Origin of the sequence: Parageobacillus thermoglucosidasius (assembly GCF_001295365.1) — a bacterium.
Classification (GTDB): domain Bacteria; phylum Bacillota; class Bacilli; order Bacillales; family Anoxybacillaceae; genus Parageobacillus; species Parageobacillus thermoglucosidasius.
This window is the reverse complement of the sequence record NZ_CP012712.1, coordinates 573,118-587,829: the sequence shown is the minus strand read 5'-3', so window position 1 is coordinate 587,829 and position 14,712 is coordinate 573,118. Positions and strand designations below refer to the sequence as shown.

General features: G+C 46.4%; 12 protein-coding genes, 2 tRNA genes and 3 rRNA genes. All 17 read left to right on the top strand.

Features of this window, described 5'->3' with window-relative positions:
- Positions 1 to 59 precede the first annotated feature (59 nt).
- The 17 genes from dnaX to AOT13_RS02885 all read left to right on the top strand — a co-directional run bounded on the left by dnaX (position 60) and on the right by AOT13_RS02885 (position 14,706).
- Entirely contained in the window at positions 60 to 1,745 is a 1,686-nt protein-coding gene (gene dnaX / locus AOT13_RS02965; protein ID WP_042386166.1) for a DNA polymerase III subunit gamma/tau, read from the top strand.
- A 25-nt stretch (positions 1,746 to 1,770) separates the two neighbouring features.
- The gene (locus AOT13_RS02960) at positions 1,771 to 2,094 is read left to right on the top strand and encodes a YbaB/EbfC family nucleoid-associated protein (protein ID WP_003247376.1); all 324 of its coding nucleotides are present in this window, start codon (positions 1,771 to 1,773) and stop codon (positions 2,092 to 2,094) included.
- A gap of 10 nt (positions 2,095 to 2,104) precedes the next feature.
- Positions 2,105 to 2,701, top strand: coding sequence for a recombination mediator RecR (gene recR / locus AOT13_RS02955; protein WP_003247378.1), 597 nt, complete (start codon positions 2,105 to 2,107; stop codon positions 2,699 to 2,701).
- A 17-nt stretch (positions 2,702 to 2,718) separates the two neighbouring features.
- Entirely contained in the window at positions 2,719 to 2,943 is a 225-nt protein-coding gene (locus AOT13_RS02950) for a YaaL family protein (protein ID WP_013399798.1), read from the top strand.
- 78 nt (positions 2,944 to 3,021) lie between these two features.
- Positions 3,022 to 3,288, top strand: coding sequence for a pro-sigmaK processing inhibitor BofA family protein (locus AOT13_RS02945; RefSeq protein ID WP_013399799.1), 267 nt, complete (start codon positions 3,022 to 3,024; stop codon positions 3,286 to 3,288).
- Positions 3,289 to 3,641: 353 nt separating this feature from the next.
- Positions 3,642 to 5,200: ribosomal RNA gene (locus AOT13_RS02940) — 16S ribosomal RNA — on the top strand.
- A 109-nt stretch (positions 5,201 to 5,309) separates the two neighbouring features.
- A tRNA-Ile gene (locus AOT13_RS02935) sits at positions 5,310 to 5,383 on the top strand.
- Positions 5,384 to 5,395: 12 nt separating this feature from the next.
- Positions 5,396 to 5,471 (top strand) — tRNA-Ala (locus AOT13_RS02930).
- Between the two features lie 177 nt (positions 5,472 to 5,648).
- Positions 5,649 to 8,578, top strand: a 23S ribosomal RNA gene (locus AOT13_RS02925).
- Between the two features lie 136 nt (positions 8,579 to 8,714).
- A 5S ribosomal RNA gene (gene rrf, locus AOT13_RS02920) occupies positions 8,715 to 8,831 on the top strand.
- Together the 16S, 23S and 5S rRNA genes with 2 tRNA genes alongside form the textbook arrangement of a ribosomal RNA operon.
- Before the next feature lie 291 nt (positions 8,832 to 9,122).
- Entirely contained in the window at positions 9,123 to 9,329 is a 207-nt protein-coding gene (locus AOT13_RS02915; protein WP_042385727.1) for a sigma factor G inhibitor Gin, read from the top strand.
- A gap of 187 nt (positions 9,330 to 9,516) precedes the next feature.
- Positions 9,517 to 10,959: an aminotransferase class I/II-fold pyridoxal phosphate-dependent enzyme gene (locus AOT13_RS02910; protein WP_042385725.1), complete on the top strand. Its 1,443-nt coding sequence runs from the start codon at positions 9,517 to 9,519 to the stop codon at positions 10,957 to 10,959.
- A 14-nt stretch (positions 10,960 to 10,973) separates the two neighbouring features.
- The gene (gene tmk, locus AOT13_RS02905) at positions 10,974 to 11,606 is read left to right on the top strand and encodes a dTMP kinase (RefSeq protein ID WP_042385723.1); all 633 of its coding nucleotides are present in this window, start codon (positions 10,974 to 10,976) and stop codon (positions 11,604 to 11,606) included.
- Between the two features lie 84 nt (positions 11,607 to 11,690).
- The gene (gene holB / locus AOT13_RS02900) at positions 11,691 to 12,683 is read left to right on the top strand and encodes a DNA polymerase III subunit delta' (protein WP_042385721.1); all 993 of its coding nucleotides are present in this window, start codon (positions 11,691 to 11,693) and stop codon (positions 12,681 to 12,683) included.
- Between the two features lie 15 nt (positions 12,684 to 12,698).
- Complete coding sequence (gene ricT / locus AOT13_RS02895) at positions 12,699 to 13,526, top strand: competence/sporulation regulator complex protein RicT (RefSeq protein WP_003247389.1); 828 nt, start codon at positions 12,699 to 12,701, stop codon at positions 13,524 to 13,526.
- Between the two features lie 15 nt (positions 13,527 to 13,541).
- Positions 13,542 to 13,907 (top strand): DNA replication initiation control protein YabA, encoded by a 366-nt coding sequence (gene yabA, locus AOT13_RS02890; RefSeq protein ID WP_003247391.1) that lies wholly within the window; start codon positions 13,542 to 13,544, stop codon positions 13,905 to 13,907.
- Between the two features lie 49 nt (positions 13,908 to 13,956).
- Positions 13,957 to 14,706 carry a tRNA1(Val) (adenine(37)-N6)-methyltransferase gene (locus tag AOT13_RS02885; RefSeq protein WP_003247393.1) on the top strand — a complete coding sequence of 250 codons (750 nt, stop codon included), beginning with the start codon at positions 13,957 to 13,959 and terminating at the stop codon, positions 14,704 to 14,706.
- The last annotated feature ends 6 nt before the right edge of the window (positions 14,707 to 14,712 follow it).

Genomic DNA, 14,712 nt, shown 5'->3' with positions numbered 1-14,712 from the left:
TGAAAAAAGGCGAAGACATTATATAATGAATAAGATGAGGAAAAGAGGGGGGCCATTTCGTGACATACCAAGCTTTATATCGTGTTTTTCGGCCGCAGCGGTTTGCGGACGTTGTCGGCCAGGAACACGTGACGAAAACATTGCAAAGTGCCCTGCTTCAAAATAAAATATCTCACGCTTATTTGTTTTCGGGTCCGCGCGGCACAGGAAAAACGAGCGCTGCGAAAATTTTCGCAAAAGCGGTAAATTGCGAGCATGCACCGATGGCAGAACCGTGCAATGAATGTCCTGCGTGCATCGGGATTACAAATGGCACTATTCCGGACGTATTGGAAATTGACGCGGCTTCGAACAACCGGGTCGATGAAATTCGCGATATCCGCGATAAAGTGAAATTTGCGCCAACATCTGTTCGCTATAAAGTATATATTATTGATGAAGTGCATATGCTTTCGATTGGCGCTTTCAACGCATTGTTAAAGACGTTAGAGGAACCCCCGAAGCACGTTATTTTTATATTGGCAACAACAGAGCCACATAAAATCCCGCTTACGATTATTTCCCGGTGTCAGCGCTTTGATTTTCGACGGATCCCATTGCATTCCATTGTCGCGAGACTGCGGCACGTGATGGAACAGCAAGGGATGACAGCTTCCGATGAAGCTTTGTTTGCGATTGCGCGCGCGGCCGATGGCGGAATGCGCGATGCGTTAAGCTTGCTTGATCAAGCTATTTCATTTAGCGATGGAGAATTGCTGCTTGAAGACGTCCTTGCCATGACAGGTTCCGTGTCTTCTGCGACATTGGCCTCTCTTATTCAGGCTGTATATGAAAAAGATGCGGCAACATCGTTGCGTCTGCTTGAGGAAATGATGGATCAAGGAAAAGATCCTAACCGCCTTATGGAAGATTTAATTTTATATTATCGCGATCTTTTGCTTTATAAAACGGCTCCCCATGTTGAAGGAGCAATCAAAGGCACCATTGTCGACGATACGTTTCAACATTTGGCGGAATCGATTCCGTTATCTGACATATATGAAGCGATTGAAGTGTTAAATAAAAGCCAGCAAGAAATGAAATGGACGAATCATCCGCGCATTTTCTTAGAGGTCGCGCTGGTGAAGCTTTGCCATCAACAAGCTTCGTCCACATCTTCGTCTGCTGAAGAAATCCAATCGCTTGCGAGAAAAGTGGAATATTTGGAAGCGGAGCTGCGCCGTTTGAAAGAACACAATGAATCTGTGGCGGCAACCGCCCCCGCGCAGGCGCAAAAACAAACGAGGCCGCTGAAAACGGGAGGATATAAAACGCCGGTTGGCCGTATTCATGAAATATTAAAGCAAGCGACCCATCAGGATTTATCGCTCATCAAAAGCCATTGGGCTGAGATGCTCGATACATTAAAGAAACAGCATAAAGTGTCCCATGCGGCTTTATTGCAGGAAAGCGAGCCAGTTGCGGCAAGCCCGAACGCTTTTGTGTTGAAGTTTAAATATGAAATTCACTGCAAAATGGCTGCTGACAATACGAATTATGTGAAAGATAATTTAGAGGCGATTTTATTCGAACTGACGAAAAAACGTTTTGAGATGGTGGCCGTTCCTGAAGAAGAATGGGGAAAGATAAGGGAAGAATTCATCCGCGAAAAAGGGACGAAGCGCGAACAAGAAAAAGAAGAAGATCCGTTAATCGCAGAAGCAAAACGGCTGTTTGGCGAGGAAATCATTGAAATTAAGGAATAAAACGTATAAGGAGGAAAAAACGATGATGCGTGGCGGAATGGGAAATATGCAAAAAATGATGAAACAAATGCAAAAAATGCAAAAAGAAATGCAGAAAGCACAAGAGCAATTAGCGGAAAAAACGGTAGAAGGTACTGCAGGAGGCGGAATGGTAACCGTCATTGCAAATGGTCATAAACAAATTTTAGAAGTGAAAATTAAAGAAGAAGTCGTGGATCCGGAAGACATTGAAATGCTTCAAGATTTAGTGTTGGCGGCAACCAATGACGCATTGAAAAAAGCAGATGAGTTGGCGGCTGAAATGATGGGACAATTCACAAAAGGATTGAATATTCCGGGATTGTTCTAGGAGGAGTTTTATGCATTATCCAGAACCAATATCTAAGTTAATCGATAGTTTTATGAAGCTGCCCGGAATCGGACCAAAAACAGCTGTTCGTCTCGCGTTTTTTGTTTTAACAATGAAGGAAGATACTGTGTTGGAATTTGCTAAAGCGCTTGTGGATGCCAAACGCAATATTAGATATTGTACGATTTGTGGGCATATTACCGATACAGATCCTTGCTATATTTGCAAAGATGAGAGACGGGATCGGACAACAATCTGTGTTGTGCAAGATCCGAAAGATGTCATTGCGATGGAAAAAATGAAAGAATACAACGGGCTTTACCATGTGTTGCATGGCGCCATTTCTCCAATGGAGGGCATCGGTCCGGAAGATATAAAAATTGCGGAGTTATTGAAAAGGTTGCAGGATGAAGCTGTACAAGAAGTGATTTTGGCAACAAACCCGAACATTGAAGGGGAAGCGACCGCGATGTATATATCGCGTTTGTTAAAACCAACGGGAATAAAAGTGACGAGAATTGCCCATGGTTTGCCAGTGGGCGGAGATTTAGAATATGCCGATGAAGTGACGCTTTCGAAAGCTTTGGAAGGACGTCGAGAGTTATAGAAAGAGGTGGAAGTCACTTGTTATGGCGGCGGAAAGGCTGGTTGAAAAAACAGTTTGATCTGAAATTAATAGAACAATTGCAAGCAGCGCGCGATGAATGGTATGGACAGAAACAATTGATTGAAAAAAGTGTGGAACCTTCAGAGGAAGTGCTGATGACATTGCATGTTGCAGAAGCCAAATACTTTTTTTTAATGCGGGAAGCGAAATACCGACGTGTATCATTAAAGGGAGTGAAATAGCTTCCTTTATTTTTTGTTCTTTTTTCTTTCTTTCTTCATACGTTGATAGTACAAGCATGAAAAAAAGGAGCGTGGAAAATGGAACAAAAATTTGCTGTTGTTTTGTCATTGTCTATGATTATTATTTTATTATTAGTGGGGGCAAGGTTGAAAACATTGAAATTTTTAGGATATGGAATGATAAAATTAATTGTTGGAGCGTTAGTTTTATTCGTTATCAATGCCGTTGGCGGAACGTTTCATGTTCATATCCCTATTAACTTCATCACGGCATTGATATGCGGATTCCTCGGAATTCCGGGGGCGGCAGCTTTAATCATCATTGACAAGTATATTGTTATGTAAGGAAAATTTTCATAGAAAGAATAATGAAAGACGTTGTTTTTCATCATCGTCTTTTTATTTTTTAAAAAAACATATTGACTTCTATTATTATATGTATTATATTAAAGAACGTCGTTGTTAAAAAGTAAAATAAATAAATTGACAATACAAAGTGCAGCATATATACTTAGTAAAGTGTGCAAAAGTTCCTTGAAAACTAAACAAAACGCAAGCGTCAATAAGAAAAGCGAAGGCGACTGATTAGCCCCGACAGGCGCTGGAGGGCTCGCGAGGAGGCGGTTGCCACCACAGCGAGACCGAAGCGTCCCGAGGGGCTAGGAGCCGAAGCTAGACAATGATTGAGCAGTCAACTTTCTTTGGAGAGTTTGATCCTGGCTCAGGACGAACGCTGGCGGCGTGCCTAATACATGCAAGTCGAGCGGACCGGGCGGGAGCTTGCTTCCGCTTGGTTAGCGGCGGACGGGTGAGTAACACGTGGGTAACCTGCCCGTAAGACCGGGATAACTCCGGGAAACCGGGGCTAATACCGGATAACACCGAAGACCGCATGGTCTTCGGTTGAAAGGCGGCTTCGGCTGCCACTTACGGATGGGCCCGCGGCGCATTAGCTAGTTGGTGAGGTAACGGCTCACCAAGGCGACGATGCGTAGCCGGCCTGAGAGGGTGACCGGCCACACTGGGACTGAGACACGGCCCAGACTCCTACGGGAGGCAGCAGTAGGGAATCTTCCGCAATGGACGAAAGTCTGACGGAGCGACGCCGCGTGAGCGAAGAAGGTCTTCGGATCGTAAAGCTCTGTTGTTAGGGAAGAAGAAGTGCCGTTCGAACAGGGCGGCACGGTGACGGTACCTAACGAGAAAGCCCCGGCTAACTACGTGCCAGCAGCCGCGGTAATACGTAGGGGGCGAGCGTTGTCCGGAATTATTGGGCGTAAAGCGCGCGCAGGCGGTCCCTTAAGTCTGATGTGAAAGCCCACGGCTTAACCGTGGAGGGTCATTGGAAACTGGGGGACTTGAGTGCAGAAGAGGAGAGCGGAATTCCACGTGTAGCGGTGAAATGCGTAGAGATGTGGAGGAACACCAGTGGCGAAGGCGGCTCTCTGGTCTGTAACTGACGCTGAGGCGCGAAAGCGTGGGGAGCAAACAGGATTAGATACCCTGGTAGTCCACGCCGTAAACGATGAGTGCTAAGTGTTAGAGGGGTTATTCCCTTTAGTGCTGTAGCTAACGCGTTAAGCACTCCGCCTGGGGAGTACGGCCGCAAGGCTGAAACTCAAAGGAATTGACGGGGGCCCGCACAAGCGGTGGAGCATGTGGTTTAATTCGAAGCAACGCGAAGAACCTTACCAGGTCTTGACATCCCCTGACAACCCTGGAGACAGGGCGTTCCTCCCTTGCGGGAGGACAGGGTGACAGGTGGTGCATGGTTGTCGTCAGCTCGTGTCGTGAGATGTTGGGTTAAGTCCCGCAACGAGCGCAACCCTCGCCCCTAGTTGCCAGCATTCAGTTGGGCACTCTAGGGGGACTGCCGGCTAAAAGTCGGAGGAAGGTGGGGATGACGTCAAATCATCATGCCCCTTATGACCTGGGCTACACACGTGCTACAATGGGCGGTACAAAGGGCTGCGAACCCGCGAGGGGGAGCGAATCCCAAAAAGCCGCTCTCAGTTCGGATTGCAGGCTGCAACTCGCCTGCATGAAGCCGGAATCGCTAGTAATCGCGGATCAGCATGCCGCGGTGAATACGTTCCCGGGCCTTGTACACACCGCCCGTCACACCACGAGAGCTTGCAACACCCGAAGTCGGTGAGGTAACCCGCAAGGGAGCCAGCCGCCGAAGGTGGGGCAAGTGATTGGGGTGAAGTCGTAACAAGGTAGCCGTACCGGAAGGTGCGGCTGGATCACCTCCTTTCTAAGGATGATACGGAAAGCTAACCTATTGACAATGAAAAGAAAATACGTTACAATGACGCTTGTCGTTTTGTTTAGTTTTGAAGGAATTTTTTAATAGATGATATGATGGGCCTATAGCTCAGCTGGTTAGAGCGCACGCCTGATAAGCGTGAGGTCGGTGGTTCAAGTCCACTTAGGCCCATATTAATCATGTGGGGCCTTAGCTCAGCTGGGAGAGCGCCTGCTTTGCACGCAGGAGGTCATCGGTTCGATCCCGATAGGCTCCACCATTTGAAATAGCTTTGCGTCTTTGCTTGCGTCTGCAAGTGAATGCAAAGAAGCTGGATTCCTCGACGCAAGACAGCAAAGAAGTGAGCACAAGGTAGCAGTCTCGTTCCTTGAAAACTAGATAACCGGAAGGAAGAAGCCGGGAAGCGAAGGCGGCGAAAGTGAAGCTGTTTTCGCGTGGTTAAGTTAGAAAGGGCGCACGGTGGATGCCTTGGCACTAGGAGCCGATGAAGGACGGGGCAAACGCCGAAACGCTTCGGGGAGCTGTAAGCAAGCGTTGATCCGGAGATGTCCGAATGGGGGAACCCACTGTCCGTAATGGGGCAGTATCCATACCTGAATCCATAGGGTATGGAGGGCACACCCGGGGAACTGAAACATCTCAGTACCCGGAGGAGAAGAAAGCAACCGCGATTCCCTGAGTAGCGGCGAGCGAAACGGGAACAGCCCAAACCAAGAGGCTTGCCTCTTGGGGTTGTAGGACCACTCAGATGGGAGTGACAAAGGAACGGGGTAGACGAAGCGGTCTGGAAAGGCCCGCCAGAGAAGGTGACAGCCCTGTAGTCGAAACTTCGTTCCCTCCCGAGTGGCTCCTGAGTACGGCGGGACACGGGGAATCCCGTCGGAAGCAGGGAGGACCATCTCCCAAGGCTAAATACTCCCTAGTGACCGATAGTGAACCAGTACCGTGAGGGAAAGGTGAAAAGCACCCCGGAAGGGGAGTGAAAGAGAACCTGAAACCGTGTGCCTACAAGTAGTCAGAGCCCGTTGATGGGTGATGGCGTGCCTTTTGTAGAATGAACCGGCGAGTTACGATGACGTGCAAGGTTAAGTCGAAAAGACGGAGCCGCAGCGAAAGCGAGTCTGAACAGGGCGCACAGTACGTCGTCGTAGACCCGAAACCAGGTGATCTACCCATGTCCAGGGTGAAGGTAGGGTAACACCTACTGGAGGCCCGAACCCACGCACGTTGAAAAGTGCGGGGATGAGGTGTGGGTAGGGGTGAAATGCCAATCGAACCTGGAGATAGCTGGTTCTCCCCGAAATAGCTTTAGGGCTAGCCTCAAGGGAAGAGTCTTGGAGGTAGAGCACTGATTGAGCTAGGGGCCCTCATCGGGTTACCGAACTCAGTCAAACTCCGAATGCCAATGACTTATCCTTGGGAGTCAGACTGCGAGTGATAAGATCCGTAGTCGAGAGGGAAACAGCCCAGACCACCAGCTAAGGTCCCAAAGTGTACGTTAAGTGGAAAAGGATGTGGAGTTGCCCAGACAACCAGGATGTTGGCTTAGAAGCAGCCATCATTTAAAGAGTGCGTAATAGCTCACTGGTCGAGTGACTCTGCGCCGAAAATGTACCGGGGCTAAACGTACCACCGAAGCTGTGGGATGACCAACGGTCATCGGTAGGGGAGCGTTCTAAGTGCGCCGAAGCGAGACCGGAAGGACTCGTGGAGCGCTTAGAAGTGAGAATGCCGGTGTGAGTAGCGAAAACAGAGGTGAGAATCCTCTGCACCGAAAGCCTAAGGGTTCCTGAGGAAGGTTCGTCCGCTCAGGGTTAGTCGGGACCTAAGCCGAGGCCGAAAGGCGTAGGTGATGGGCAACAGGTAGAGATTCCTGTACCACCTCCTCACCGTTGGAGCAATGGGGGGACGCAGGAAGGTAGGGCGAGCAGGCTGCTGGAATAGCCTGTCCAAGCGGTTAGGCCGCCAGATAGGCAAATCCGTCTGGCAATAAGGCGGAGCCGTGATGGCGAGGGACCGTTGGTCCCGAAGTCCCCGATCCTACACTGCCAAGAAAAGCCTCTAGCGAGGTGAGAGGTGCCCGTACCGCAAACCGACACAGGTAGGCGAGGAGAGAATCCTAAGGTGCGCGGGAGAACTCTCGTTAAGGAACTCGGCAAAATGACCCCGTAACTTCGGGAGAAGGGGTGCTCTCTTGGGTCCAAAGCCTGAGGGAGCCGCAGTGAAAAGGCCCAAGCGACTGTTTATCAAAAACACAGGTCTCTGCGAAGCCGAAAGGCGAAGTATAGGGGCTGACACCTGCCCGGTGCTGGAAGGTTAAGGGGAGCGCTTAGCGGAAGCGAAGGTGCGAACCGAAGCCCCAGTAAACGGCGGCCGTAACTATAACGGTCCTAAGGTAGCGAAATTCCTTGTCGGGTAAGTTCCGACCCGCACGAAAGGTGTAACGACTTGGGCACTGTCTCAACGAGAGACCCGGTGAAATCATACTACCTGTGAAGATGCAGGTTACCCGCGACAGGACGGAAAGACCCCGTGGAGCTTTACTGCAGCCTGATATGGAATTTTGGTATCGCTTGTACAGGATAGGTGGGAGCCTGGGAAGCCGGAGCGCCAGCTTCGGTGGAGGCGGCGGTGGGATACCACCCTGGCGGTATTGAAATTCTAACCCGCACCCCTTAGCGGGGTGGGAGACAGTGTCAGGTGGGCAGTTTGACTGGGGCGGTCGCCTCCCAAAAGGTAACGGAGGCGCCCAAAGGTTCCCTCAGAATGGTTGGAAATCATTCGGAGAGTGCAAAGGCAGAAGGGAGCTTGACTGCGAGACAGACAGGTCGAGCAGGGACGAAAGTCGGGCTTAGTGATCCGGTGGTTCCGCATGGAAGGGCCATCGCTCAACGGATAAAAGCTACCCCGGGGATAACAGGCTGATCTCCCCCAAGAGTCCACATCGACGGGGAGGTTTGGCACCTCGATGTCGGCTCATCGCATCCTGGGGCTGTAGTCGGTCCCAAGGGTTGGGCTGTTCGCCCATTAAAGCGGTACGCGAGCTGGGTTCAGAACGTCGTGAGACAGTTCGGTCCCTATCCGTCGCGGGCGCAGGAAATTTGAGAGGAGCTGTCCTTAGTACGAGAGGACCGGGATGGACGCACCGCTGGTGTACCAGTTGTCCCGCCAGGGGCACCGCTGGGTAGCTATGTGCGGAAGGGATAAGCGCTGAAAGCATCTAAGCGTGAAGCCCCCCTCAAGATGAGATTTCCCATCGCGTCAAGCGAGTAAGATCCCTCGAAGATGACGAGGTCGATAGGTCCGAGGTGGAAGCGTGGCGACACGTGGAGCTGACGGATACTAATCGATCGAGGGCTTAACCACGAACAACGGAGAATGCCGCCTGGCCAAACGGTTTCTTCCAGACGGACGGTTATCTAGTTTTGAGGGAATGAAAAATTCCTCTTGACAAAAGATATGATTGAAATATAATAATATCTGTCTGTGGTAGAAATACTTGCCTAGTGACAATAGCGGAGAGGAAACACCCGTTCCCATTCCGAACACGGAAGTTAAGCTCTCCAGCGCCGATGGTAGTTGGGGCCAGCGCCCCTGCGAGAGTAGGTCGTTGCTAGGCAAGTTTATTTTATAAAGCATCCTGCCTTCAGAACAAGCAGGATGCTTTTTATTATGAATAAAGGGAATTTGGAAACAGCTGCTGTGTTAAAGAAGTTAACGATAAACAGCTGGTTAAGCATAAAAGCTTAACCAGCTGTTTTTTCCTATATGAAACTCTTAAGTAAAAGTGCGCATTCTCTGCTCTGTTTCTGTGGTGTTATAAAATTATAAGCATCTCTAATTTTTTACTATCTATATTAGTATAGAAACTTATAAATGCGGGAAAAATAAAAGGTGGGAGGTGGAGAAGGTGGGTTCACCGATAACGGATAAAGATGGTATGGAAAAGATATGTATCGTTTGTGAGCAGCCAAAGCGAGAAGGTATTCAAATTTGTGATCAGTTTCTTTGTTTTGACTGTGAAAGGAAGATTGTGCAAACAGATACGGACGATCCGGAATATAGTTTTTACGTAAAACAGTTAAGGAAAATTATATCTTCGAAAATATATTCATAGGGTCCTATCGATAGGACCTGTTTTTATTTATATAAACATAATAGTTACGCGTTCCACTTTCATTATGGAATAATTGGGAAATCGTATGTGTTTCTATTCAAAGCGATAAGATTAATGATAATATATATCTTGTTATCTATGGTAAGACATTATATTTGTGAACATGAAAGAGGAAAGAGGGGCATTCATGGATCAACAGCGAACGCCTTTATATACCGCTTTAAAACGGCATGATTCCATCCATCCATTTTCATTTCACGTACCAGGTCATAAATATGGCATAGTATTTCCTAAAGAAGCAAAAGATGATTATAAACAGTTGTTAAAACTTGATGCGACTGAGTTAAGTGGCCTTGATGACCTTCATCATCCAGAATCGGTCATCGCCGAAGCGCAATCGTTGGCAGCCAAGCTGTATAATGTAGAAGCAACGTTTTTTTTAGTGAATGGTTCTACTGTTGGCAATTTAGCGATGATTTTTGCTGTTTGCGGAGAAAAGAAAAAAGTAATCGTGCAGCGGAATTGCCATAAATCGATTATGCACGCGCTTCAACTAGTCGGAGCCACTCCTGTTTTTCTCCCTCCAGAATTTGATGAAGACGTCCGTGTCGCTTCTTATGTAGCATATGAAACAATAAAAAAGGCGATTGAACTCCATCAAGATGCTGCTGCATTAGTGTTGACTAATCCAAATTATTATGGAATGGCAGTTGATTTGACGGAAGTCGTTAACATCGCTCATCGCTACCGTATTCCTGTGCTTGTCGATGAGGCGCATGGTGCTCACTTTGTCTTAGGGGATCCTTTTCCGAAAACAGCAATCACCTGCGGAGCAGATGTGGTTGTCCAATCAGCGCATAAAACATTGCCGGCTATGACGATGGGGTCGTATTTGCATGTCAATAGTTCCTTAATAGATAAGGAGAAACTAAAGTATTTTTTACAAGTGTTCCAGTCAAGCAGCCCATCTTATCCGATAATGGCCTCCCTTGATTTGGCAAGAAGCTATCTTGCCCGTTTAACAAGGAAAGATGTAGAGGATATTTTCAAGCAAATCCACCAGTTGAAAGATGCTCTTGATGAGATAGAAGGGATCGCTGTAGTTCATTCGCAACATCCGTTTGTCAAGACGGATTTATTGAAAATTACCATCCAAACGAGAAGTCAGTTGTCCGGTTATGAGCTTCAGCAACGTTTGGAGCAAGAAGGAATTTTTGCGGAGCTTGCCGATCCGTTTAACGTTTTGCTCGTATACCCGCTTGCGGTTGTTGAGCGCTTGGAGGAAGTGATCAAAAAAATAAAGCGGGCGTTTCACGGATTAAGCTATAGCGAAGAGCTGCTGCATTCGTTCCGTGCTTTTTCTTTCTCGGCCTCCTCTGCTGCGATTTCTTATAAAGAACTACAAACATTGCCGAAAAAAGTGATCGACTTAGAGAAGGCGGAAGGATTTATCGCAGCGGAAACAATAACACCTTATCCGCCAGGAGTGCCTTTATTATTTATAGGAGAACGGATTAGTAGAGAACATATTGAACAAATCAAACGGCTAAAAAGTTATCACGCGCGCTTTCAAGGAGGAAAGTTTTTATCTTCTGATCAAATAGAAGTGTATTCAACTAGTAAAAAATAAGGGGGATATAACGCATGAAAGGCCGTTTTTTTTCTTTCGAAGGGCCGGAAGGAGCAGGAAAAACGACGATGATTGCTATGCTGGAATCGTTTTTGCGGGAAAAAGGGTTTGACGTTTTAGCGACAAGAGAACCGGGAGGTGTTCGTATTGCCGAGGAAATTCGCTCCATTATTTTAAATCCGGCACACACGGAAATGGATGGCCGCACGGAAGCGCTCCTTTACGCCGCTGCGAGAAGGCAGCATCTTTTAGAAAAAATTATTCCTGCGATAAAATCCGGTAAAATCGTATTGTGCGATCGGTTTATTGACAGCTCTTTAGCTTATCAAGGATTTGCGAGAGAATTAGGGATGGATGAAATATTACAAATTAATCAGTTTGCTATTAATGGCTATTTTCCGACGTTGACTATTTATTTTGATATTGACCCTAAAATAGGATTAGAGAGGATTCAAAAAAACAAGCAGCGCGAAATGAACCGGCTTGATATGGAAAATTTGTCTTTCCATTATAAGGTAAGAGAAGGATATTTAAAGTTAGCTAAACGGTTCTCTGACCGCATCATTACCATTGATGCTTCCAAATCGGTTGATGAAGTGTTTGCAATGACCGTAGCGGCAATAATGGACCGAATAGGAGAAAGATAGCAGCGGTGTTTCCATGAAGCAAAACATGATGAAAAAGACAAGACATGTTAGAATAAATAATATAAAGATAAGCGAGTGATAAATGTGGCTATGGAATGGGAGCAGCTCGAACGATATCAACCTGCAGTAGTGAAAATGCTCACAAAAAGCCTGGAAAAAGGGCGAATTTCTCATGCCTATTTGTTTGAGGGGCAGCGCGGAACGGGAAAAAAAGCAATGAGTCTTTTATTGGCAAAAAGCTTATTTTGTTTAAATCGTTCCGGAATCAAGCCATGCAATGAATGCCGGAATTGCCGCAGAATCGATTCCGGAAACCATCCGGATGTCCATATTATTGAACCAGATGGGCAATCGGTGAAAAAAGAGCAAATTGAAATGCTACAGCAAGAGTTTACGAAAACGGCGGTAGAGTCGGACCGGAAGCTGTATATTATTGAGCATGCTGACAAAATGACAACGAACGCAGCGAATAGCTTGTTAAAATTTTTAGAAGAACCTCGTCCAGGGACGGTAGCAATATTGCTTACAGAACAATATCACCGCATGCTGGAAACGATCATTTCCCGTTGCCAAGTGTTTTCGTTTAAGCCAATCCCACCAGCTTTGCTTGCTAATTATTTGGAAAAACAGCAAATTCCGCCTCATATTGCTTTCCTTGCTGCACATGTGACAAACAATTATGAGGAAGCGCTCCAATTAAGCCGAGATGATTGGTTTGCGCAGGCGAGAAAAATAGTGTTACAATTATATGAAACGTTAAGGAAAAATGATTTGCAGGCACTTTTTTTTGTTCATGATCAATGGCTGCCTCATTTTCAAGAAAAACCACAAATTGATTTAGGATTGGATTTGCTTTTATATATATATAAAGATATGCTGTATATTCAATTAGGACAAGTGGAACAAATCATTTATCGCGATCGTCTTGATGATTTGCGGCAATGGTCGCTTTCCTGTCCTCAACGGCAGATTGTAAAAAGTATGGAAATGATTTTGCGGGCAAAAGCGCGTTTAAATACAACGAATATGAGCGTACAGCTTTTAATGGAGCAGCTTATCCTTGACCTAAAGGAGTAAAGGAGGGAAAAGCGTTTGTATAATGTCGTCGGTGTCCGTTTTAAAAAAGCGGGAAAGATTTATTATTTCGATCCCGGAGAATTGACGATTCCTGTCGGGGAGTTCGTCATTGTCGAAACAGTTCGTGGAATTGAGTACGGAAAAGTCGTTATAAGCAACAAGCAAGTGGATGAGAACGATATCGTTTTGCCGTTGAAAAAAGTGATCCGCGTCGCGGACGGGAAAGACAAATTAATTGTCGAGGAAAACAAAAAAGCGGCGCGGGAAGCGTACGATATTTGTCTGAAAAAAGTAGAAGAGCACGGCTTGGAAATGAAATTAGTCGATGTCGAGTATACGTTTGACCGCAATAAAGTGATTTTTTATTTTACCGCGGATGGGCGCGTCGATTTCCGCGAACTTGTCAAAGACTTGGCGGCTATTTTTCGTACGCGCATTGAATTAAGGCAAATCGGTGTCCGTGATGAAGCAAAAATGCTTGGCGGGATCGGCCCGTGCGGAAGAATGCTTTGCTGCTCGACATTTTTAGGAGATTTTGAACCAGTATCGATTAAAATGGCGAAAGATCAAAATTTGTCGCTCAATCCGACGAAAATTTCCGGTCTTTGCGGCCGGTTAATGTGCTGCTTAAAATACGAAAATGATGAATATGAAACAGCGAAAGAGCAGCTTCCTGATTTAGGCGAGTATGTGAAAACCCCGCATGGCCTTGGAAAAGTGATCGGATTGAATATTTTAGAACGAGTATTGCAAGTAGAATTGCCGGAATATGGACGGGTCGTGGAATATACGCTCGACGAGTTGATGAAAGATGGCACTTTACCAGTCCAAGCCACAGATTAATTGGGGTGGATTGACGTGGATAAGAAAGAAATTTTTCAGTCAGTAACAGGCATGGAGGAACAACTCAGCCATTTGTACCGCCAGCTTGTGCAACTAAAGGAGTATGTAGCTGAACTGCTGGAGGAAAACCATCATTTGCAAATTGAAAACGATCATTTGCGCCGCCGGCTTGAGCAAATGAGCGGAGAGTTGGAAGAAGAAAAACGAAAAGAAAAAGATCATAAGCATAGCCATGAAAGAAGGTTAATTGACATCGGCGAAGGATACGATAATTTAGCCCGCCTTTATCAAGAAGGATTCCATATTTGCCATGTCCATTATGGAAGCGTCCGCAAAGAAGGCGATTGTTTATTTTGCTTATCCTTTTTAAATAAAAAGTAGGCCTTTCCGCTAAGGAGAGGTTATTTTTTTGAGATAAGGAGGATGCGCGATGGTGGAATTGTATGACGATGAGAGGCTTGACTATCTTTTGCATGAAGAAATCCGCATTATTCAAAGTCCGTCGGTGTTTGCTTTTTCCCTCGATGCGGTTTTGCTGGCGAAATTTGCTTATATGCCGATTCAAAAAGGGCTTATTGTCGATTTATGCACGGGAAACGGCGTTATTCCGTTGTTATTAAGCATGAGAACAAAAGGGAAAATTATCGGGGTAGAAATTCAAGAGCGGCTTTGCGACATGGCAAAAAGAAGCGTAAAATATAACGGTTTGGAAAAACAGATCGAAATTATCCATGGAGATATTAAAGATGCGCCGAAACAATTAGGATATAGTAAATATGATGTCGTTACATGCAATCCTCCGTATTTTCCAACAATCAGCAAGGAGGAAATGAACAAAAATGTTCATTTAGCCATTGCCCGCCATGAAATTTATTGTACGCTTGAAGATGTGGTTCGCGTAAGCAGCCAGCTGTTAAAACAGGGCGGTAAAGCCGCATTTGTGCACCGGCCGGGAAGGCTGCTTGACATTATTACGCTAATGCGCGAATATCGGCTAGAGCCAAAGCGGCTGCGGTTTGTTTATCCGAAGGCCGGAAAAGAGGCAAATACGATTTTGATTGAAGGCATTAAAGACGGCAATCCGGATTTAAAAATTTTGCCGCCGCTTATTGTATATAATGACGATAATGAATATACGGATGAAGTGAAACAGCTGTTATATGGAATCATCCCATCGTAAAGGAGC